We start from the raw sequence: 23,419 nt of genomic DNA, 5'->3' as shown, positions 1-23,419 counted from the left end.
CACGTTTTATTTCTCGCTTTTATTTTTCGTACTCATGCAATCTTCCCTGCTTTTTCTAGGCGACATCGGCGGCTCCGAGCTGATTTTGATAATGGTCGTTATTCTTATATTCTTCGGTGCCAACAAGATACCTGAATTGGCACGGGGCCTGGGTAAGGGCATTCGCGAGTTTAAGGATGCCAGCAGTGAGATTCGGAACGAGTTTGAGCGCGCTGGCCAGCCCAACGCCAACCAGAACTACAATCCTAACCAAGCTTACAATCCGAACCAAGGCCAGGGCTACAACCCAAACCAGGGTCAGGGTTACAACCCGAACCAGCCGCAAAACCAAGACTACTCGCAGCAGCCGGCCCCGTACCAGCCCGCGCCCACTTCGGGCGACTATGTGGCCCCAGTAGCTGACTATACTGCGCCGGCTGCCGTAGATTTGCCCACGGCGGCCCAGCCCACTTTCCACCAGAGCACACCCATTCCGCCCACCACGGATGGCGTACCCGGTACGCGGCCCCGCCTCGACCAGCCATAAACCGACCAAGATTTGAAACCTCTTTTTTCTTCCCTTTCGGAAATTCAGCGCGAGCTGGCGGCGGGCACCACGTCCTGCCGCCAGCTCGTTGAGTATTACCTCGATAACATTGAGCAGCGCAACGCCGAACTCAATGTTTTCCTGGAAATATGGGCCGATGAGGCTCGCCAGCAAGCCATTGCCGTGGACGAAAAGATGGCCCAGGGCACGGCGGGTAAACTTGCCGGCATGGTCATTGGCCTCAAGGATGTACTGGCCTACCAAGGCCATGCCCTGCAAAGCAGCAGCCGCATTCTCGACGGGTTTAAGTCGCTCTTCACCGGCACGGCCGTGCAGCGACTACTGGCGGAAGACGCCATTTTCATTGGCCGCCAAAACTGCGACGAGTTTGCCATGGGCGGCTCGAACGAAAACTCGGCTTTTGGGCCGGTGCGCAACGCTCAGGACCCCAGCCGGGTGCCGGGCGGGTCATCGGGCGGGTCGGCCGTGGCGGTGCAGGCCGATATGTGCCTGGCTTCCATTGGCTCCGATACGGGCGGCTCGGTGCGGCAACCAGCGGCGTTTTGTGGCGTGGTAGGGCTAAAGCCCACCTACTCGCGCATTTCGCGCTACGGGCTGGTGGCGTTCGCCTCGTCGTTTGACCAGATTGGGCCGATTACGCACTCGGTGGAGGATGCTGCCCGCTTGCTGGAGGTGATGGCTGGGGCCGATAACTTTGACAGTACGGCTAGTCGGCAACCGGTGCCAGCTTACAGCGAATTACTGGCCCCGGCCGCGCAATACCGCATTGGCTACCTCGCCAACGCGATTGACCGCGACGGCTTGCAGCCCGAGGTGCACACGGCTCTGGAAAACACGCTGGCTACGCTGCGTAGCCATGGGCACGTAGTGGAAGCCGTGGACTTCCCGCTGCTGGAGGAGATGATTCCAACGTATTACATCCTCACCACGGCTGAAGCCAGCTCCAACCTGTCGCGCTTCGATGGCGTGAAATATGGTTTCCGGGCGCCTGATGTAACGGACCTGGAATCGCTCTATAAAAAGACGCGGGCGCAGGGTTTCGGCCCCGAGGTGCAGCGGCGTATCATGCTGGGTACCTTTGTGTTGAGTGCTAGCTACTACGATGCGTACTATACTAAGGCCCAACGCGTGCGCCGGCTAATCAAGGAGAAAACCGATGAACTGCTGCGCCAGTACGATTTCCTGGTGCTGCCCACCACGCCCACCACGGCATTTAAGATTGGTGAGAAACAAGACCCAGTTTCTATGTACCTGGCCGACATTTTCACGGTGCAGGCTTCGTTGGCCGGCGTGCCCGCCATTTCGATACCCGCCGGGGTTGATAAGGAGGGAATGCCCATTGGCTTGCAGATTATGAGCGGCGCTTTCCGGGAGGCTGATTTACTGGCTTTTGCCAACACATTGACCTTGGCGGAGGCAGCCAACTAGGTTAGCAGCGGCTTTAGCATTGGGCGAGGCGCGCAACGGTACCGGCTACGCAGCCGTACTGTTGCGCGCCTCGTTTCGTTTAGATTGTTCAGTAATTGCGATTTACCTTAGCCATATGAAAGCTTTACACCAACTACCGGCCTCTTCAACTCCCTCGCGCAAGCCGCGACTGGTGCGGCGGCTGTTGGTGTTGGCCCTGACTTTGGGGAGCCTGCCGGCCGTGGCTCAGCGCGGGCACCACCGCCGCGAGGCAACCCCGCAGCCTAATCTCATTCCGGGCGATACTATTCAGCAAGTAGTGGAACTGCCGGCGGCTACGCTCGACTCGCTAGCTGCCGAACCGCTGACCGAGCCCGCCGTGGACTCGGCCCGGCTGGTGTGGCTGCAAACGCCGGCCACGCTGTATGAAACCGTAGGGGACCGCATGGGCTGCATCGAAACGCAGGCCCCGCACCAGTTCAACGCCGCGGTGCTAGCCTACGTGCGGCTGTTTACCGAGCGGCAGCGCGGCTATACGCAGCGCGTGCTGGAGCGCGAGCAGTTTTACTTTCCTACGTTTGAGAAGTACCTGGCGCAGTACAACTTACCTGCTGAGCTGAAGTATCTGGCCGTAGTAGAATCAGCGCTGATACCCACGGCCAAGTCGCCGGTGGGAGCTGTGGGTCTGTGGCAGTTTATGCCCCCCACCGCCGGCGACCTGCGCCTCAAGCGCGATGAGTGGGTGGATGAGCGGATGCACCCCGAAAAAGCGACTGAGGCGGCCTGCAAGCACCTGCGCTACCTCTACGGCGTGTTTCACGACTGGGAGCTGGTGCTGGCCGCCTACAACTGGGGCGCGGGCAACATGCAGCGCGTGATGCGCAAAACCGGCAAGAAGAATTTCTGGGAGCTGTACCCGCACCTGCCGGCCGAGACGCGCAATTACGTGCCCACCTTCACGGCCATCATGTACGCCATGAAGTATGCGCCCGCGCACAGCCTCAACGACCCCACGCTGCGCTACCAGATATACGAGCAGCTCGATACGCTGGGCGTGCGTGGCCAGGCTTTTGACCTGCGCCGCCTCAGCCGCGCCCTGGGCTACACCGACTCACTCACCATGGGCCGCTACAACCCCGAGGTGCGCCACGGCAGCCTGCCCGCCGGCTACCGGCCCTACGTGCTGCGCTACCCCAGCACCGCCCGCGAGCGCCTGGCCGACGTAGACCGCGCCACGCTACTAGCTTACTGCCAGCCGCTGAGCGACTTACCCCAGGAACTGCCCACGCGGCTGGTGGGGCTACCCGGTGCGGCTTGGCCCACACCAGGCGGCGCGCTGGCGGCGGGCAGTGCGCAGCCAGCCACCGGCAACGCGGCCCCGCGCTACCGGCGCGTGTACTACACCGTGCGCCGCGGCCAGACTATTGCCACGGTAGCCGAAAAATTTGATGTGAGCCCGGCCCAAGTGCGGCGCTGGAACGAGCTGCCCAAGCAAGCCACCGTGAAGCCCGGCCGCGAACTGCTGGTACTCGTACCAATACCGCCAACGGCGGCTCCCGCAGCTACGGTAGCCGTAGCCATGCCCGCAATACCGCGCCACGCCGCGCCCGCCGACAGCGCCTTGGTGGCCCTGGCCAATGCCAACGCCCGCTACGCCCGCGAGGCCCAGGCCAGCGCCTTGCGCGAAGCCGACCAGGCCAAGGAATTGCTGCGCGCCCAGCGGCAGCAGGCTGCCCGCGTGGCGGCCCAGCAGCAGCGGACCATTTTCCAGGCAGCGGCGCTGGCTAAGGCTGCCGCGAAGGAGGAAAAAGCGGCGCAACTGGCGGCGACCGCAAACGCCGCTGCCGTTGTAGAAGATGTTGCTATTAGTACTGACTCTGTTCGTGCTGCCGAGCCGGTGCAGCGACGCCGAAGCAAGCCTTTGCCTATCAATACATTGGCTTTTCAGGAGGCTACTAAGGCGGGAGCGGCTGGGTCAAAGGGCGAAACTTACACCGTGCGGTTTGGCGACAACCTGAGCGCGCTGGCCCACGACCGCGGCACCACCGTGGCGCAGGTGCAGGAGTGGAACCACCTGGCCTCTGAAACCCTGGTGGCCGGCCAGCGGCTGCGCTTTAGCGCGCCCACCCCCGATGCGGTAGCCACCCACGCGCCGCGCCCCCGCGCCGCCGAGCGGGAGCGGGCCGAGCAGCTGCATTTCAGCACGCACACGGTGCAGCCCGGCGACACGCTCTACAACATCTCGCAACGCTTCAAGGTGAGCGTGCAGGAGCTGCAGCGCCTCAACCACCTGCCTTCGGATAAGGTGAAGCTCAAGCTGGGCCAGAAGCTAGTGGTGCAGGCCAGCTAGCAGCGACGCTGAGTAACCTGAAAAAGGTTATTCCATAAAGTACTTGTAGTCAATATAATAAAGATATTGGCAAAGCTGAAAACGGGGGTCCGCAAGGGGTAATCCGGCTTTTTAGCCGGAACTTGCCGCTTCGCGCCAGACAACCAGCTGCCAATTCCCATGCTCAAAATCAACAGAGAAGACGCCCTCGCTTACCACGAACAAAGCCCCCAGGGCAAAATCGAAGTGGTGCCCACCAAGCCCGTAAGCACCCAGCTCGACCTAGCGCTGGCCTACTCGCCGGGCGTGGCCGAGCCGTGCAAGGAAATCGCCAAAAACCCCGACGACGTGTACAAGTACACCGCCAAGGGCAACCTGGTGGCCGTTATCTCGAACGGTACGGCGGTATTGGGCCTGGGCAACATTGGCCCCGCCGCCAGCAAGCCCGTGATGGAGGGCAAAGGCGTGTTGTTCAAGAAGTTCGCGGGCATCGACTGCTTCGATATTGAGATTGACGCCACCGACCCCGACGAGTTTATTCGCATCGTGAAGGCGCTGGAGCCCACGTTTGGCGGTATCAACCTGGAGGACATTAAGGCTCCCGAGTGCTTCCGCATCGAAACGGAGCTGCGGAAGCTGATGAACATTCCGCTGATGCACGACGACCAGCACGGCACGGCCATCATTACGGCGGCGGCGCTGCTGAATGCGCTGGAAGTGGTAGGCAAAAAAATCAGTGAAATCAAGCTGGTGGTGAGCGGAGCGGGCGCGGCGGCCATCTCCTGCCTGCGGCTGTACCTGTCACTGGGTTTACAGAAAGAAAACCTGCTGGTCTTTGATAAAGACGGCATTATTAACCCCACCCGTACCGACCTGGCCGACATGCAGATGCAGTTTGCCACCGAGCAGGCAGTTACTACGATGCGCGAGGCGCTGACCGGGGCCGACGTGTTCCTGGGCCTGTCGGCGGCCAACGTGCTGCCCGCCGAGTTTCTTTTGGGCATGGCCGATAACCCCATCGTGTTTGCCCTGGCCAACCCCGACCCCGAAATTGCCTACGACGTGGCCATGGGCACCCGGCCCGACCTCATCATGGCCACCGGCCGCTCGGACCACCCCAACCAGGTGAACAACGTGCTCGGCTTTCCCTACATTTTTCGGGGCGCGCTCGACGTGCGGGCCACCGAGATAAATGAGGCCATGAAGCTGGCCGCCGTGCACGCCCTGGCCGAGCTGAGCAAGGAGGCCGTGCCCGATATCGTGAACAACGCCTACGGCGACAACACGCTGGCTTTTGGTCGCAACTACCTCATCCCCAAGCCCCTGGACCCACGGCTAATTACCAGCATTTCGCCGGCCGTGGCGCGGGCCGCCATGGAAAGCGGCGTAGCCCGCAAGCCCATCGAAGACTGGACGGCCTATGAAGACGAGCTACGCGCCCGCCTGGGCCTCGACCGCAAGCTGATGAACCGCATCACCTCGGCGGCCCGCACCGCCCCCAAGCGCGTGGTGTTTGCCGAGGCCGACAACTACAAGATTCTCAAGGCCGCGCAGCTCGTGCGCGACGAGGGTATCGCGCACCCGATTTTGCTGGGGCAGCACGCCCGCATTCAGGCCATCGCCACGGCGAACAACCTCGACCTGGAAGGCTGCGAGATAATTGATATTCTAGAGGATAGTGAGCGGCGCAACGAGTACGCCGAACTGCTGTATCAGAAGCGGCAGCGCCGAGGCACCACCCTCTACGAGGGCAAGCGCCTGCTGCGCGAGCGCAACTACTACGCGGCCATGATGGTGGAAACCGGCGCGGCCGACGCCTGCATCACCGGCCTCACCAAAGACTACGGCAAGAGCCTCATTCCGGCGCTGCAAGTAATCGGGCCGGCCGAGGGCGTGCGGCGCGTGTCGTCGATGTACATTATCCAGCACAAGAAAGGCCCGTATTTCTTCGCCGATACCACGGTAAATATCGACCCCACGGCCGAGGAAATGGTGGAGATTATCGGCCTAACGGCGCAGGCGGTGCGCTTTTTCGATGCCGAGCCGCGGGTAGCCGTTATCAGCTACTCCAACTTTGGCTCAAACAGCGGGGTGCTGCCCGACAAAACCCGCCGCGCCACCGAGTTGGCCAAGCAACGCTACCCCGACCTACTGCTCGACGGCGAAATGCAGGCCAACGTGGCCCTCAACCCGCAGCTGCTGCAAGAAAACTACGGCTTCTCGCCGCTGGCCGAAAAAGGCGCCAACACCCTGATTTTCCCCAACGTAGAGTCGGGCAACATTGCTTACAAAGTAATGCAGGAAATTGGCGGGGCCGAGGTAATCGGGCCGGTGCTGATGGGCATGCGCAAGCCGGTGCACATTTTGCAGCTCGGCGCCAGCGTGCGCGACATCGTGAACATGACCGCCATTGCGGTGGTCGAAGCCCAGCGCGGTAGCTAGGGATAGCCAGGACCACGGCGAAAGCCTTATTTACCCTATTGTTTGATTAGCAAGCACTTAAAAGCCCGGTCTGTCGACCGGGCTTTTTTTGTTGGCCAAATGGTAGTGAAGCAAGCCAGGCGGCTTTGGAGAGTGAAACGCACGAAGCCTAGCAAGCCCAGACTCAACAGTAAATAATATTGGTTTAACTATTTGTAAATCAATAATTTATAAATCAAATCGCATCTTTCGCACAGTCATAAGCCGACTAAATTTTATAGCAGCTCTAAAGTCCTGATTTCAACAACCTTTTTCGGTAGTGGTGGGGTTGCCAAAGGCGTTTTTAAGCTTCTTAGAGTACGGTTAATAAGAATTATAAAGTCAGGTTTCAGCATATTTAGGATTGCGCTGACCAATCTCATATTCTACGTTTGCTTTTGCTAGTCATTCAGCACGTTGAGAATATTAGCTGGCTTTACTACTTGATTACCAGCGTAAAGCAACTTAGACGCTACGGTTGGTCGCTGCTAAGGATAAAAAAATATGGCACCCAAATTCAGTGGGGGTGCTACTCTTTTTGTGCATTCCTTAAACCATTAACTATTCCTCCACCATGCGCCTACCCTCTACCTGCCTTACACAGGGCCGCTTCGATAAAAACGCTAATCCTGCCTCCACCTTTTCCCTTTTCCCGCATGAAACACCTCTTTACCTACCTACTGAGCCTGCTGCTTTTGGCCCACGCCGCCCGTGCCCAAAGCACCGACCCCGTGCGCCAAAAGCTCAACAACCTATTTGCCGACTTTGATAAAAGCCAGGTGCCCACCGGCCGCCTCCTCGAAGCCGCCGTGCCCCTGGCCTAACTGCGTGGGCTCGGTAAATTAATTATTATTAACTGATTTTCAGAGAGATACTATTTAGTTTCACTGAAAAATCATTTCATTTGATAATCGATACTCTTTTACTTTTCCATCATGAAACATTTCCTAACGCTAGTACTGCCCCTGGCTCTCCTGCTTGGCTGCAAAAAGAATGACCCTGACCCCGCTAGCCAACTGCCCCCCGCTACCCAAACCGGGGCTAATCAAGTAGGCTGCCTGATTAATGGCCAACCGTGGGCGCCCGTCGGTGGCGGCACATCCAAAAACTTCTTCATTGATTACGACCCCACACTAGGAAGTGGAATATTTGCTCTATCAGCTTACCGATATACTGGGAAAGCTACAGGGGACGAGTATTTAGTAATTTTTGCTAATCCTTTTAAGAGCGCAGGTTCCTATAATCTTGGTGACCCACTTATTACTAGGGCAAGCTTTGATAATCTAAAAGTGGGATGCAATTACAATAGTCGAGATGCAGGCACCTACTGTCGCGGCACCCTTACTATCACCCGGCTGGATACGCAGGCTCGCATCATCTCCGGCACCTTCAATTTCACTATTGCTACGCCCGGCTGCGACACGCTCAAGGTCACCCAAGGCCGCTTTGACAAGCAACTCTAACCCTTTTCACCTTTTTCCTTTTCCCGCATGAAACACTTCTTCTTTTTGGCCCTGCTCCTGCTCACACAGCTAGGGCTGGCCCAGGCGCAAACTCCCGATGGCATGCGGGTGCAGCTCAACCAGGTCTTTGCTAATGTTGATAAAAGCCAGGTGCCCAGCGGCTACCTCGACGAATATGGTGAGCAGCTGCTAGGGCTGCACCCCTACAACGGCGTGCTCACCGACAGCAACCGCACAGATATGGAAGTGTTCCGCTACCTGCGGGCCACCATCTTTTCGGCGCGCGTCACGGGTATCGATACGCTGCCGGGCTTGCCCGAACTGAACCGCCGCCTCGATGCCCGGCGACAGAACGTGGCGGGCGCGCCCAACCCCATCGCGGTGCAGTACATGAGCTACGACCGCATCCGGCCCGATGCGCTCCAATACAACCTGCTGCAAGTACAAAACAACCAGGTATTTGACGTAGCCGGCCGCTCGCAAAGCCCCTACCAGGCCGCCACGCTCTTTGCGGCGGCTCCACTCTACGCCGTGTCTCGCACGGGTACCGCTTCGTTTGTGTTTGCCCGCAACCTCTACCTGACCAATAATCCCAGCAAGAGCCTAATCGGGCTTTACCTGGATTTTGACGATGGCCAGGGCTACGTGCCGGCCGCCTGGGACCAGCCCATTACGGCCACCTACACTAGCCCCGGCCACAAGCACATTCGGGTCAGAGTAGCATATAGTAATTTCGGCGTAATCTCACCTGACCCTGAGCCGCCAACTCCTGGCCCTGAGCTACCTACCCAACGCGTGGGCATTGCTCCTATCTCGCTTGGCTTCAGCCTCGAAAGTCACTTCGACCTGAATGTATTGGAGGGCGCGGCTACGGCTGCCCGCTATGCCCCCACCAACGATATCGTCAGGACCTTTACCTCGCCCACCAATGCCCACAGCGGGGCACTCGTGTCGGTGCGCTACGGCCAGGGGCATACCAGCCTGGTCAAGCCGCTCATCATGGTGGAGCAATACAATATCGCCTCCATTCTGGAAGAAGAGGCCCCGGAACTGCTACCGTGCGATAATGGGAACAATACGATTCAAAGCTTTTTAGACAGAATTAATCTTGTTGATTTTGATGGGAACAGAGGCAACTTCAACGATGCCCTGCACGACATCGGCCAATATGACCTTGTATACATCGACTTCAAGCGCAACACGGATGACCTGCGGCGCAACGCAGTGCTGTTTCAGGAAGTGGTGCGCTGGGTGAACGACCTAAAGGCGCAGGCAGGCAGCACGCAGCAAAACGTGGTAATGGGCCAGTCGATGGGCGGGTTGATTTCGCGTTATGGCCTGGCCCAGATGGTGCGCAACCATGAAGACCCGCAGACCCGCCTGCTGGTGCTGCACGACAGCCCCCAGCGCGGAGCCTACAACCCGGTCGGCACGCAATCGCTCACGCGGGCCTGCGACGTACCAGGTATTCTGGGTATCTGGCGGGTGGCAGACATTAGCTCTTCGGCCAAGGCGGCGCTCCGGGTATTGAATGAACCCGGCTCGCAGCAGCTCTCCATCCTCAATGCCTATGACCCACGGGGCGGCATCCGGCCCGACCCATTTTTGAATGGTCAGTATCGGCAAGTGGTAGATTTTTCTCCCACCGACCCCGTGCAGCCAGTCTATTCCATCATCGCCACCAGCGACGGCTCGCAGTGCGGGCGGCCTCAGAATACCCCACAGGCGTGACTATCGCTACCACTAACGTTGATTTGTTTCTGCGGCCATTGTCTTATTTACCTGGTCCTCTGGGCTGGTTAAGTAATTTCAATATCAAAGGTGATGGGGCTGCTTATGGGTTGCCCGCCTATGGACAACAGGCCGTGGTGAGTCGGCTGCGCGTGTATTTGCAGTATAACCTCTGCATCGGATTTGGGCCATTTAAAGCGTGCATTCCACTTGTTGACATAAATTTTATCAACGAATCGGCCACTTCACCACCCAATACCTTACCCTATGAAACGCTGCCGGGTGGATATGTTAATCCGCACGAAAATCAAGCCTGCTCTCCGCCAACTGACTACTACGTTCCTTTCCTGTTTAGAGCTTATACCAGTACCTCGCTCTATGATGGCAACCTCTGCTTTGTGCCCACCTACAGTGCTTTAGATGTAGAAACCGTAACATCAGCCACTGCTTACGCCCGGTATGTTAATAACGTTACTGATAGTCCAAGTCCCTCGCGGGTACTAAGCTACATAGCTCAGGAAAATGTCAATGGCACTGGCACCCAGTTCAACCAACCACACCTTCGCTTCACGGCTCGCAACAGCGAGTGGATATACAACCAAATGCAGGGCCTGCCCCCGGCCAGCAACTACTGCTCCACAGAGTGCCTGCCGCTGACCATCAACTCTTCCCTGCCTACCGGCCAGCGCCTGTGCGCCGGCAACTCCATCACGCTCACTATTCCGGGCCTGGCGACCGGCACGATGGTTAACTGGACCACTGCCCCTGCGGGCTTTTTCACCACTACCTCGGGCTCGGGGCCTACGTTTACCACAACGGCCACCGCGGGCGGAGCCGGCACCGGCACTATTACGGCTACTGTCGGGCCGTGCAATAACACGGTGTCCGTGAACGTGCCCGTGGGGGCGGGCGAGCCCAGTGGCCGCTACGTAGTTGGGGCTTACTTCAGCGGCGCTGGCACGCCCTTGCAAACTAATAACCCAGCGGGACCCGACAAGGTGAATATTATTGTGGATGCGCCCTATAATTTCACTTTTACGGCTAGCCCGTCTTCCGTATCCGTCACGGCGTTGGGCGGCGGCCAGGCTTCGTTCTACATGCCGGCCGGTGGGGGCGGCGTCACCATTACGGCCACGGCTATCAATGCTACCAGCGGCTGCGGGGTGGTGGGACACTGGACCTTCTTTCCGGCTCCCTACCACATGGTTGTTACGCCCAACCCCGCCAGCACGGAACTGACGGTTTGGACCACTGACCCAGCTAGTTCCGCAGCGCCAGCAGCCCGCACGGCGGCGGCCATGTCCTCAACGGCCGACCCGGTGCCTTTCGATGCCGACCTGTACAATGCGTTCGGCAAGAAGGTGAAGACCAAGCGTAGCGAACGGGGCAAGGCCGTGCTCGACGTGCGCGACCTGCCAGCAGGGCTCTACGTGATGCGCGTCGGCCAAGGAAAAAACGCACTGAGTGAGAACATTCAGATTACGCACTAGCCAAGTGTAAGCAGCGTTATTCAACCGGTGCTTCGGCTAAGGAGGCCCGCTACCCCCAAAGTAGCGGGCCTCCTTGGTTACTATTACTAATTATGGGCCTGCCTTTATTTTAGCCTTGCCTCAAATGATGACCAAACAAAAGAAAAGCTGATTACCAACGGCCCAGCGCGCCGCCCGTGGCAGCAACATGGCTTTCTCATTAAGCCGGGCCGGAGTAGATTTGAAGTAGCAAGCGGAAACACTCACCTGAAAATTTCGCTACGCTCACTGCTTTTATGATTGCATACCTCGACGGTAAACTTGCCTATAAAGACCCTACCCAGGCCATTATTGACACCAATGGTGTGGGCTACGAGGTAAAAATTTCGCTGGCCACCTACTCTAAGCTGCCCATTGAACTGGAGAAAGTGAAGGTATACACGTACCAGCACGTGAAGGAAGACGGCCAAACGCTCTACGGCTTCCTCGACCCCAATGAGAAGGCGCTGTTCCTGCACCTGATATCGGTATCGGGCATTGGGCCGGGCACGGGCATTAACATGGTGAGCAGCATGGGCGTGGGCGAAATCCGCCAAGCCATTGTGAATGAGGACGTGCGGGCCATCCAGAGTATCAAGGGCGTGGGGCCTAAAACCGCCCAGCGCGTGATACTGGAGCTGAAGGACAAGCTGCGCAAAGACGAACTGCTGGCCAAAGCTGGGGTGGACACCGTGCCGCTGGCCCGCCAGCACAATACGCAGCGCCAAGAGGCGTTGCAAGCATTAGTCATGCTGGGGTTTGCCCGTGCCGCCGCTGAGAAAAATCTGGACCAGATTCAGCATAAGCATGGCAACGACCTGAGCGTGGAAGAACTCATTAAGTTTGCCCTGAAGTCACACTAGGCAGCGGCGGGCAAGGAGGGCGGGCACCGGCGGCTATGCAGCGGGCGGGCCCTACCTTCTGGTTCTGTTGTGCGCCCGGTGGGCTGCCTGCTAACGTGCGCCTACCCAGTGGGGTAGCTGCTTTGCTTTTCCTGCTTAAATCCGGCTCCCCGTGTTGCCACGGCTGCCGCACCTGCTATCTGCTTGAAGTCTCTACTGTCTGCTGGTTCTAAAATCGTTACTCCTGGGGCGCTGCTGGCAGCGGCCATGGTATCGTCGGTGCTGATGGCGGCCGTGTGGGCGGCCCCGGCGGGGGCAGCCGGCCGCCGCTATCCGGCTGCGTGGTCTACGTGGGTTGCCCGGCTGGGGTTACCGCAACAAGGCGTGCCTGGCCAAACTACCCCCGGCGATACCGGCCGCTACCGGCCCAGCCGCCGCCCGCGCCTGCGCACCGTGCGCGACCGCCAGGGCAGCCGCTTTTCGCCCACCGGCCGGCGCTCGCCGCTCATTTTGCCGCTGCCTAAGACCGTGCAGCTGAAGGTGACGCCCGACGACAGCCTCAAAAACTATGATGTGCGCGAAACCGTGGGCGGCAACGTGGACTACCGCAGCCCCACCGTGATTTCGCAGGAGGAGCTGCTCAAGTTTCAGGAGCGGCAGGCCATCAACGACTACTACCGCCAGAAGGCGATGGGTGGCGTGGCCGGCGCGCCCACCGCGCCGGGCAGCGCCCAGGCCCAGCGCCTGATTCCGAAAATATACCTCGGGCCCATTGCCGACCGCATTTTTGGCGGCTCCTACATTGATATCCGGCCCGCGGGCTCACTCACGCTCAAGGCGGGGGCCAAGTACAACGTGAACCGCAACCCCGCCCTCACGCTGCGCCAGCAGAGCGTGGGCGACTTCATTTTTGAGCAAAACATGAACCTGAGCCTGAGCGGCCAGGTGGGTACCAAGCTCAAGCTCACGTTCAACTACGACACCAAGGCGGCGTTCGACTTCGACAACCAGATGAAGTTTGACTACGCCGGGCAGCCCACCGACATCCTGCGCAAGCTGGACCTGGGCAATGTGAGCATGCCCCTGAACAACTCGCTGATAACGGGCGGCTCCAACCTGTTCGGCATCAAGACGCAGCTGCAATTTGGGCGGCTGGGTGTGACGGCGGTGGCCGCCACGCTGCGCGGCTCGCAAGACGAGGTGCGGGTACAGAACGGCGCCCAGAGCCGCACGTTTGAGCTGAAAGCCAGCCAGTACGAGCGCGACCGGCACTACTTTTTGTCGCAGTTTTTCCGCGACCGCTACGACCAGGCCCTGCGCGGGCTGCCCACGGTGCAGAGTGGCTTCGAGATTCGGCGCCTCGAGGTGTGGGTGACCAACGATAACCGCACCACCGACAACCTGCGCAACGTGGTGTCGCTGATGGACCTGGGCGAGCCGCGCCTGGACCGCCTCTACCGGCCGCAGTTTTACAACCCCAGCAGCGGGGCCAATGCCTCGACCCCAGCCAAAAACCAGGTCAACTACCTCTACCAGTCGCTGACGGGCGGCGGCGGCGCGGCGCGCGATAACTTACAGGTGGAAAGCTACTTAGCCAACCTACCCACGCCCGGCGGTACCGTGCCGATGGTGAAAAGCTTGGACTACGAGCGCCTGCGCGCCCGCAAGCTCGACCCGCGCGAGTACACCTTCAACGCCCAGCTTGGCTACGTGAACCTGAACACGGCCCTGCTGCCCGACCAGGTGCTGGCCGTGAGCTACGAGTACCTCTACAACGGCAAGCCCTACACCGTGGGCGAAACCCAGACTGAGTACCAGGGGGCCCAGGCCGACCAGGTTATCTTCCTGAAGATGCTGAAGGCCACCAACCCCGGCGTGAACACGGCCGACCCCGGCGTGAACCCCAGCAACCCTAACCTGCTGACCCGCAACACGCCAACCTGGGATTTGATGATGAAAAACATCTATCCTCTGAACACCTCGCAGATAAACCGCGACAACTTCCAGCTCCAGCTCATCTACAAGGATGACATCACGGGGGTGGACCTGATTTCGCTGAAGGAGGGCGTGCGGGTGCAGAATGTGCCGCTGATTCAGGTGCTGGGGCTGGACCGGGTGAATGCCAACAACGACCGCAACGCCGACGGCAACTTCGACTTTTTCCCGGGTATCACCATTGACCCCGAGCTGGGCAAAATCATTTTCCCCAGCGTGCAGCCGTTTGGCTCGTACCTGGCCGCGCAGTTTGATACGCTGGGCGTCAATGCCGCTAATGAGCGGGCGCTGGCTCAGAAGTACGTGTACCGCGCCCTGTACAACCAGACGCAGAGCGACGCCCAGCAGCAGCAGGTGAAGGACAAGTTTTTCCTGCGCGGCCGCTACCAGGGCACCAGCACCGACGAGATTACGCTGCCCGGCATTGGGGTGGCGCAGGGTTCGGTGAAGGTGTATGCGGGTAGCACCTTGCTGACCGAAGGCGTTGACTACCAAGTATTTTACGACCAGGCCAAGGTCAAGATTCTCAACCCGGCCTACCTCAACTCGGCCAATGAGCTGCGGGTGGCTTTTGAGAAAAACGCCCTGGTGCAGGTGCAGCCGCGCAAGCTGGTGGGCACCCGCCTGGACTACGCCCTCAACAAGGACGTGATTCTGGGGGCCACGGCCATGCACATCCTGGAAAACCAGGCCCCCGGCATCAACCGCGTGAATATCGGCGACGAGCCGGCCAACAACACCATTCTGGGGGCCGATATCAGCCTGCGCAAAGACAGCCGCGTGCTCACCAAGCTGGTGGACCGCCTCCCCTTTTTGGCGACTAAGGAAATATCGACGGTGGCCTTCACTGGCGAGGTGGCCAAGCTCATTGCGGGCCGCTCGCAGCTGGGCCGCGGCGAAAACGGCGTGAGCTACCTCGACGACTTCGAGAACGCCCGCACGCCCTACACGCTGGGCGGGCTGGCCGCTATTCCGGCGTGGCGGCTGGCGGCTACGCCCTCCCCCATTTTGGGCAGCACCAGCAACGGCCTCGACAACGGCTACCGCCGCGCCAAGCTGGCCTGGTACACCGTCGACCAGAGCTACTACACCAACGGCCCCAACGTGCCGGCCGGCATTGCGGCCGCTACGCTCCAAAACCACTACACGCGGGGCATTCCGCGCAACGAGGTGTTCCCCAACAAGGACCTGGGCGCTACCGGCAACGGCTTCGAGTACACCTTCGACATGGCATACTACCCCGAGGAGCGGGGCCCGTACAACTACACGCCTAATATTCAGGCCAATGGCCGCTTGTTTTCGCCGGGGGCGGGCCTGCCCGACAACAAATTTGCCGGCATTTCGCGGGGCATCACCTTTGATACCGACTTCGACAACTCCAACGTGGAGTACCTGGAATTTTGGCTGCTCGACCCCTTTATTACGGGGGCCAACAGCCTGACGAGCGCCCTCAATGCCGACCCTACCAACCCGCGCCAATATACCGACGACACCAAGGGCGGCGACCTCATCCTCAACCTGGGCAACGTGAGCGAGGACGTGCTGCGCGACCAGGGCCAGCACGAGTTTGAGAACGGCCTGCCGCTGCCCGGCGACCCGGCCGGCAGCACCAACCAGACGGTGTGGGGCAACGTGACGACGCAGCAGTTTTTGCTTGATGCCTTTAATGCCGCGCCCGGCGCGCGCGCCAGCCAGGATATTGGCCTCGACGGCCTGACCGATACCCAGGAGCAGCTGTTTTTCAATGCCATTCCGGGCTACGGCGCGTTGGCCGACCCCTCAAACGACGACTTCCGCCACCACCTCGACCCGAGCTTTAACGCCAACAACACCCAGATTCTGGGGCGCTACAAAGACTACGACAATTACGACGGCAACTCGCCCGAAAACTCGCAGCTCAGCTCCACGGCCTACCCCGACAAGGAGGACCTGAACCGCGACAACGTGATTCAGACCACCGAGCAGTATTACGAGTACCCCATCCACCTGGTGCCCGGCCAGCTGAATATCGGCCAGAACTACATCACCGATAAGGTGACCACCCAGGTGGTGCCTACCGGCACGGGCGCGGGCTCCAGCAACGGCGAGCCCGTGACCTGGTATCAGTTCCGCATTCCCATTCGCACGCCGCAGCGGGTGGAAGGCAATGGCGGCCAGCCCTTTGGCTTCAAGAACATTCGCTTTATGCGCATGTACATGACCAACTGGCAGCAGCCGGTGGTGCTGCGCCTGGTGCAGCCCCAGTTTGTGGCCAACCAGTGGCGCCAGTACCTGAGCCGCATCGTGGACCCCAACATTCAGGTGCCCGGCATCGGCACGGCTACCGATGCTGATGCGTTTGCCATTTCGACGGTGAGCGTGGAGGAAAACGGCCCCTCGGTGGCTACCACCACCGGCACCATCCCCTACGTGGTGCCGCCCAACATCACCCGCGATGTAGAGTATGGCTCCACGGCCGTGTCGCGCCAGCAAAACGAGCAGAGCCTGCGCCTGACCGTAACTAACCTGCGCGATGGCTACGCCAAGGCTGGCTATAAGAATTTAACTACCAATCTGTTGCGCTACAAGCGTCTGCGGATGTACTTCCACGCCGAATCGACCGACCCGCGCATCCGCACGGGCGATGCGCGTGCCTTTATTCGCATCGGTACCGACTACAGCCAGAATTACTACGAGTACTCGCTGCCGCTCACGTTCACCCTGGCGGGCAGCGCCGACGCGGCCACCCAGCTCGGCGTGTGGCCTGAAGCCAATAATATCGACGTGGCCCTGCAGGACTTTATCGATGCTAAAGCCGCCCGCAACCTGGCCATTACCAATCGGGTGCCAGGCGTGAGCTACACCGTGGCTTACCCCTACCCGCTGGCCAACGGCGCGGTTATAAACATCCTCGGCAACCCCGACTTTTCGCAGGTGCAGGGCGCGATGATTGGCATCCTGAACCCCGCCAAAACGCTGACCGACGTGAACGACGACGGCAGCCCCAAAACCGTGACGCTGTGGGCCGATGAGCTGCGGGTGTTTGACTTCGACAGCCAGGGTGGCTGGGCCGCCAACGCCCGCCTCAACGTGAAGCTGGCCGACCTGGCCAACATCACGGCCACCGGCTCGTTTATCGGCGTGGGCTTCGGGGGCTTGCAGGACAAGGCCCAGCAGCGCTCGACCAGCGACGTGCTGCGCGGCGACCTCAACGCCACGGTGGCGGCCGAGAAGTTCTTGCCCACCCAGCTGCGCCTGAAGGTGCCCGTGCTGGTGCAGGCCGGCCGCCAAACCATTACGCCGCAGTATGACCCCCTCGACCCCGACACCAAGCTGGAGCAGAGCCTGCTGAAGTTTCAGAACAACCCCGGCGCGGCCGCCGAATACAAAAAGCTGGTGGTGGACCGCACCACCACGCGCAGCATTTCGGTGCTGAACGTGCGCAAGGACCGTGCCCCCACCCAAACCAAGCAGCACCCCTGGGACATTGAGAACGTGGCCGTGAGCTACGCCATCACCGAGCGCCTGCACACCGACATCAACACCCAGCGCGACTACACGCAGTCGTACACCGCGGCCCTAGCCTACCTCTACCAAACGCAGCCGCGCAACTACACGCCCTTCGCCAGCTTCAAGGCCCTGGATAATCCGTACCTCAAAATTTTCCAGCAAATCAACTTTACGCCTCTGCCCTCGCGCTTCTCGTTCCGCACCGACCTCGACCGGCGCTACAACGAGCGCTTTTTGCAGCGCGTAACCGAGCCCGGTAGCCTGCCCACCACGGCCGGCATTGCGGGCGTATTCTACAAGTCATTCTATATCAGCCGAATATATGACTTGAAGTGGGACCTCACCAAGGCGCTCATCCTGGACTACACGGCCACCAACCGGGGCGTGATTGACGAGGGCGTGGGCCAGAGCGTGGGCAATGACGCCGTTGCCATCGCCAACCGGGCCGAACAGTGGAATAACCTCAAGCGCGGCGGCCGCACCACCAACTTCAACCAGAACATCGCCCTCACCTACCGCCTGCCGCTCGACAAGTTCCCGCTCACCGACTGGCTGTCGGCCGACACGCGCTACTCGGCGCACTACAGCTGGCAGGCGGCCTCCACGGCGCTCGGTATTCCGTTCCCGGACCCGAAGCTGTCTCAGGATTCGGTGCTGCGCCTGGGCAATACCATTCAGAACAACGCGGAACTCAGCGCCAACGGCAAGATTGACCTGGTGAAGCTGTACAATAAAGTTAAGTTCCTCAATATCATCAACAACGCGCCGCCGCCCCTACCCCGGCCGCAGCCCGCGGTTGTTGACCACAACAACCCCAACGCTACCCGCCCCACCCCAATAGCGCCCGACACGGCCAAGAAAGACCCGTTGCGCTTCGTGAAGGCCGTGCTGCGCGCCGTGATGACGGCCCGCAGCCTCAACTTCACCTACGCCCGCTCCAATGGTACGCTGCTACCAGGCTACTTGCCCAGCACCCAGTTTTTTGGCCTGAATAACCGGCAGGCGCTGGGCGGCCTGGCCCCAGGCATTCCGTTTATTCTGGGCCAGCAGTACGAGCCCACCGCCCTGTATAATATGGCCAGCGCCAACGGCTGGTACACCGACCAGAGCCAGTATCTGAACACACCGCTTTCCAATATTCTCACCGAAAACCTCACGGCCCGCACCACGCTGGAGCCGTTCCGGGGCTTCAACATTCAGCTTGATTTGCTGCGGCAGAAAGTGCGCAACAGCGAGGCCTACTACCGCCGGGCCATTGACACGCTTAATCCTTTTTATCAGCAGTACGGCACATTAACGCCCTACGGAGATGGAAACCTAAACCGCCTGGCTCCCACCCAGGCGCTGGGCACTGGCTCCTACACCGTGAGCACCGTTACCATCCAAACCCTGTTTGGCGACCTCGGGGCCAACGGCGAAACCAGCAAGGCCTTCGAGCGCTTCGTGCAAAACCGGGCCATTGTGCAGCAGCGCTTGCAGGCAAGCGGGCGCCCCATCGGCATTCAGGATGTAGTAACCACACCTGCCTCGAACAATACTCCCGCAGTATATACCCGCCGGGCCACCAACCTCTACAGCTATAACTCGCAGGACGTGCTGCTGCAAAGCTTCCTCGATGCCTACCACGGCAAGTCGTCGGACGGCTACGAGGCCAAGAGCTTCAACCCCTTTGCGGTGATTCCGCTGCCCAACTGGCGCATTGACTACAACGGCTTCTCCGACCTGCCGGGCATCCGCGACGTGTTCCGCTCGTTCACACTCAACCACGCTTACACGTCGCGCTACAACATGGGCGGCTACACCACCTCTACCAATTACAGCGACCAGCCGGTATTTGGCCTCGATGCGCCGCCCGCGCAGCCGGGACAGCCGCAGGGGCCGGTGCCGTTCACATCCAACTCTACTGGCCAGATTGTTCCCTACTACGTTATCGGACAAGTGAGCATAATCGAGAGTTTGACGCCACTCATAGGGGTTAACTTTCAGACGGTGAACAATGTAACCGGCCGAGTGCAGTACAATACCAACCGCGCCGTGGCCCTCAACATCACCAATGCCCAGGTAACCGAGCTGCACACCACCGAGCTAATTATCGGCCTGGGCTACGCGGCCACCGGCCTGCGGCTGCCCTTCCGGGTGGGCGGCGAGCAGCGCGTGCTGAAAAACAACCTCACCGCCCGCATGGACTTGAGCATCCGCGACAACTCCACTATCCAGCGCAGCATCCTGGGCTCGGTAGACCCCACCCCGGCCACCACTAGCGGCGTAGTACCTAACACCACGCCGCCAATAGTAGCGCTACCCTCGCCCGCCGTGCAGGGCATTGTGGGCACCGCCACCAGCCAGATTACCAATGGCTCGCTGCAGATGCAGTTGCGCCCTACCATCGACTACCTGCTCAACGCCCGCCTCAACCTCCAGTTCTACTTCAGCCAGACCATCACCCAGCCCCGCGTGAGCAACGCCTTCCGCAACGCCACCACCGAGGGCGGCCTGCAACTGCGCTACAGCTTGCAATAGGTAAGTGTAGGGTAGGCTCTAGCTTGCCGCCGCCGCCCGGGAGATACTACCCGCAGATTATCCCTCCCAAAACAGGCGGCATACCACGCGCGCCACCGTATTTTTGCCCCACCTCCCCACCGCGGCAAGCTGAAGCTTACCCTACATTTTTTCCAGATGACTATCCCCGCCACCCTGCACTACACCAAAGACCACGAATGGATTAGCCTGGACGGCGACACGGCCACCATCGGCATCACCGACCACGCGCAGCGCGAGCTGGGCGACATCGTGTACGTGGACATCGACACCCTCGACAAGGAAGTAACTCAGCACGATGTGTTTGGCACCGTGGAGGCCGTTAAAACGGTTTCCGACCTGTTTAGCCCCATCAGCGGCACCGTGCTGGAAGTAAACGCCAAGCTCGCCGACTCGCCCGAAACCGTAAACGCTGACCCCTACGGCGAGGGCTGGATTATTAAAATGAAAGTATCCAACCAAAGCGAAATCGCCGGCCTGCTGTCGGCCGCAGCCTACGGCGAATTGATTGGGGCGTAACACCCTCACCTGGATTTCTCGCTGATTAAGAACGTCATACTGAGCTTGCCGAAGCATCTTGCGCGCACCGTTGGACTACTAACCCAACAATGCGCGCGCGATGTTTCGGCAAGCTCAGCATGACGTTCTTTTGTTATTTATCAATCTGATTATGAGGTTTTTAACTACGCGATTCTACGGCATCCTCACCCTGCTATGGGTGGCCATCATGCTGGTGCTCATGCTCACCCCAGCCCAGGAAATGCCACATACGCCGGAGTGGAAATTTCTGTCGTTCGACACGGCAGCCCACGCGGGCGTGTTTGCGGTGCTGGCCGGGCTGGCGTGGCTTTGGGCGCGGCGGCAGGCGGGGCGGGGCGGCCGCGCCGCCTGGTTGGTGCTGGCTGGCTGCGTCGTATTCGGGACCCTCATCGAAGTACTGCAATACGCTATGCACGCCGGCCGCCACGCCGAATGGACCGACCTGCTCGGCGACAGCCTCGGGGCCGCGCTGGGCCTGGGTTTGGTAATGGCGGTGGCTGGCCGGGCCGGGCGAGGCACAGCCACGCTGGCCGTGGCTGTGCTGCTGCTGCCCGGCCATAGCCAGGCACAGGCCGCACCCGACCTGGCCCGCGCCCGCCGCACCATTGAAGAGTTAGCTTCCGAGAAAATGCACGGCCGCGGCTACGTGCAGCAGGGCGAGCACCTGGCCGCCGCCTACCTGCGCGGCCGGCTGCGACAGTTGGGCCTGGCGCCACTGGCCCCCGATTACACCCAGCCCTTCACGCTGAATGTGAACACATTTCCGGGGGCGGTAAGCCTTAAGCTGGCATTGTCAAAACTAGCTCCTACGTCCATCATTCCGCGGGAAGTGACGCTGCGGCCGGGTATTGATTTCATCGCCGCGCCCGCTTGTCCTTCGGTTGGGCCCAAGACTTATCACTTAACTTATCCTGACACGCTGGTTTACCAGAATGCGTTATCTGCCAGCTCGGAGGTGCTTTCGGGCCGGCTCGACCCGGCTTATGGGAATGCGCTGCTAGTGCGAGCCCAAGACGAGGTACTACTTCGCCAACCAACCAATGCTGGCTTAGCCGCCTGCTACTCGGAATACCCGCACATTAACATCGTACCCAAACTCACGGCTTCTTTGGCGGCCGGGCAGGAAAAGCACGCGCAACTGGAAGTACTGGCTACTAGCCTACCCGTCTGGGCTACGAGCACTCAGGCATTGGTTACGCTACAAGTCGATGCCCAGCTCATCCGCAACTACCCCACCCAAAACCTGGCGGCAATCATAAAAGGCAAAATCCAGCCCGATAGCTTCCTGGTAATTTCGGCCCACTACGACCACCTAGGCATAATGGGCCGCCGCACCTACTTCCCCGGCGCCAACGACAATGCGAGCGGCGTGGCCCTGCTGCTGGAACTGGCCGCCCACTACGCCCGGCCCGAGAACCGGCCGGCCTGCTCAGTGGTATTTCTGCTGTTTGGGGCCGAGGAAGCGGGGTTGGTAGGCTCCACCTACTTTGTGCGGCACCCGCTGGTGCCGCTCGCCAACATCAAGTTTCTGCTGAACCTCGACTTGCTGGGCACCGGCGAAGAGGGCGCGACCGTGGTAAATGGCCGCGTGTACGAAGCCGCCTTTCACCGCCTCACGGCCCTCAACGACGCGCACCATTACCTTCCGCGCCTCACCGCCCGCGGCCGCGCCGCCAACTCCGACCACTTCCCATTTTCGGAGGCGGGCGTGCCCGCTTTTTTTATGTACACCCGTGGCGGCAGCACTGCCTACCACGACGTGAACGACCGGCCGGCCGCCCTGTCGCTGGCCGGCTTTGCCGGCGCGTATGGTCTGGCGCGCGACTTCTTAGATGGTCTGGGTGCCCGTTAACCAAACACCCCTAAAACGCAAAAAACCCCGGCCTAATGGCCGGGGTCTTCCGCGTCTGGCGCTGCCGGGGCAGCTGATAACATAAAGTAATAATAGTGTAATTTTTAATCGCTAACTAATTCAGCCACTGGCTAATTCACGAACAATAGAACACGAGTTAACCGTTGGCTTTCAGCGAATTGAGGATGCGCTTAGCGAGGGGCTCCCACTCGGGCTTCTGGCGGTCGGCGCAGTTGAAGGTGCAGATGAGCAACTTGCCCTGCACGTCGGTGAAAAACACCAGCGTATACACTTCGTGACCCATTTCGGGTTTCATGAACTCCATGAAGCCCACCTTGCGGTTGCCCACTTCCTTCACGCCTTCGCTGAACCAGGTCGCCTTGTTGTACTGCTTGTGGTAGGCCTTGGCGAAGTTGTCCTGGTACACCTGCACCATGTCCTGGTCGGCGTCGTTGTCGGAGTAGTTGAAGGCTAGCGACACCAGGTTATTGTTGGTAAACACCACGCTGGGGCGGCTGCTGGCGTGGGCGTAGGTAAAGTCCATCTGCTGCTCGGTCATCACCTCGAAGCCTTTGGGAATCAGCACTTCTACGCGCTCACTGAGCACGCGTTTTTTCACCAGTTCAATCTCGGAAGTCGGGCGAGCGGCCATCAGCAAGCTAGCGCAGCTGGTAAGCAGGAAGAGTAGGAGTGTCTTCATGAGAAAATGATAACTGGA

Annotated in this window: 13 protein-coding genes; 12 read left to right on the top strand and 1 reads right to left on the bottom strand. The window is 60.0% G+C overall.

From position 1 onward, the window contains the following. Window positions 1-34 precede the first annotated feature (34 nt). From ACYVGC_RS10840 to ACYVGC_RS10785, 12 genes are all read left to right on the top strand, one after another. Complete coding sequence (locus ACYVGC_RS10840; protein WP_460583848.1) at window positions 35-526, top strand: Sec-independent protein translocase subunit TatA/TatB; 492 nt, start codon at window positions 35-37, stop codon at window positions 524-526. A gap of 12 nt (window positions 527-538) precedes the next feature. Then, window positions 539-1,975 (top strand): amidase, encoded by a 1,437-nt coding sequence (gatA, locus tag ACYVGC_RS10835; protein ID WP_460583847.1) that lies wholly within the window; start codon window positions 539-541, stop codon window positions 1,973-1,975. Between the two features lie 115 nt (window positions 1,976-2,090). Further along, window positions 2,091-4,304 carry a lytic transglycosylase domain-containing protein gene (locus ACYVGC_RS10830; RefSeq protein ID WP_460583846.1) on the top strand — a complete coding sequence of 738 codons (2,214 nt, stop codon included), beginning with the start codon at window positions 2,091-2,093 and terminating at the stop codon, window positions 4,302-4,304. Between the two features lie 159 nt (window positions 4,305-4,463). Continuing rightward, window positions 4,464-6,725: an NADP-dependent malic enzyme gene (locus ACYVGC_RS10825; RefSeq protein WP_460583845.1), complete on the top strand. Its 2,262-nt coding sequence runs from the start codon at window positions 4,464-4,466 to the stop codon at window positions 6,723-6,725. A gap of 674 nt (window positions 6,726-7,399) precedes the next feature. Continuing rightward, the gene (locus ACYVGC_RS10820; protein ID WP_460583844.1) at window positions 7,400-7,567 is read left to right on the top strand and encodes a hypothetical protein; all 168 of its coding nucleotides are present in this window, start codon (window positions 7,400-7,402) and stop codon (window positions 7,565-7,567) included. A 111-nt stretch (window positions 7,568-7,678) separates the two neighbouring features. Continuing rightward, window positions 7,679-8,206, top strand: a complete 528-nt coding sequence (locus ACYVGC_RS10815) for a Riean_0653 family protein (RefSeq protein ID WP_460583843.1) — start codon at window positions 7,679-7,681, stop codon at window positions 8,204-8,206. Between the two features lie 27 nt (window positions 8,207-8,233). After that, window positions 8,234-9,937: a lipase family protein gene (locus ACYVGC_RS10810; protein WP_460583842.1), complete on the top strand. Its 1,704-nt coding sequence runs from the start codon at window positions 8,234-8,236 to the stop codon at window positions 9,935-9,937. 398 nt (window positions 9,938-10,335) lie between these two features. Further along, the gene (locus ACYVGC_RS10805; protein ID WP_460583841.1) at window positions 10,336-11,427 is read left to right on the top strand and encodes a T9SS type A sorting domain-containing protein; all 1,092 of its coding nucleotides are present in this window, start codon (window positions 10,336-10,338) and stop codon (window positions 11,425-11,427) included. A gap of 275 nt (window positions 11,428-11,702) precedes the next feature. Beyond that, window positions 11,703-12,308: a Holliday junction branch migration protein RuvA gene (gene ruvA / locus ACYVGC_RS10800; RefSeq protein WP_283566107.1), complete on the top strand. Its 606-nt coding sequence runs from the start codon at window positions 11,703-11,705 to the stop codon at window positions 12,306-12,308. A gap of 183 nt (window positions 12,309-12,491) precedes the next feature. Beyond that, the gene (gene sov, locus ACYVGC_RS10795; protein ID WP_460583840.1) at window positions 12,492-20,291 is read left to right on the top strand and encodes a T9SS outer membrane translocon Sov/SprA; all 7,800 of its coding nucleotides are present in this window, start codon (window positions 12,492-12,494) and stop codon (window positions 20,289-20,291) included. A 156-nt stretch (window positions 20,292-20,447) separates the two neighbouring features. Continuing rightward, complete coding sequence (gene gcvH / locus ACYVGC_RS10790; protein WP_460583839.1) at window positions 20,448-20,828, top strand: glycine cleavage system protein H; 381 nt, start codon at window positions 20,448-20,450, stop codon at window positions 20,826-20,828. A gap of 151 nt (window positions 20,829-20,979) precedes the next feature. Continuing rightward, window positions 20,980-22,701, top strand: a complete 1,722-nt coding sequence (locus ACYVGC_RS10785; RefSeq protein WP_460583838.1) for a VanZ family protein — start codon at window positions 20,980-20,982, stop codon at window positions 22,699-22,701. Window positions 22,702-22,858: 157 nt separating this feature from the next. On the opposite strand, the gene ACYVGC_RS10780 is transcribed toward ACYVGC_RS10785, so the two are convergent. Then, window positions 22,859-23,401: a hypothetical protein gene (locus tag ACYVGC_RS10780; protein WP_460583837.1), complete on the bottom strand. Its 543-nt coding sequence runs from the start codon at window positions 23,399-23,401 to the stop codon at window positions 22,859-22,861. Between the last annotated feature and the right edge of the window lie 18 nt (window positions 23,402-23,419).

Source organism: Hymenobacter arcticus (assembly GCF_054779975.1).
The sequence above is the reverse complement of the archived record's forward strand: the minus strand, read 5'-3'. Positions and strand labels throughout refer to the sequence as shown.